Here is a 209-nt window from a genome sequence, read left to right as displayed (position 1 = left end):
CCTTGCAGCAACCATCGGCCTTGGCGGTGGTGTAGACGAATTCGATCAGCTTGCGGCCGACACCCGTACCCCGTTGGGCCGGGTCCACCAGCAAGTCTTGCAGGTAGCAGGAATTCTCGATGCTCCAGTTGGAGCGGTGGTAGATGAAGTTGACCATGCCCACGGCCTTGCCGTCTTGCCAGGCCAGGGCTGAATGGGTTGGCTCCTGG

At 61.2% G+C, this 209-nt stretch carries 1 protein-coding gene; it reads right to left on the bottom strand.

Annotation, left to right across the window (positions count from 1 at the left end; genetic code table 11):
• Positions 1-209 (bottom strand): GNAT family N-acetyltransferase (locus IV40_RS10500; protein ID WP_156404287.1); only part of this gene is annotated, 209 nt, incomplete at both ends.

The organism is Lactobacillus selangorensis, from assembly GCF_001437205.1.
Taxonomy (GTDB): domain Bacteria; phylum Bacillota; class Bacilli; order Lactobacillales; family Lactobacillaceae; genus Paralactobacillus; species Paralactobacillus selangorensis.
This window is presented reverse-complemented; position numbering and strand designations above follow the sequence as displayed.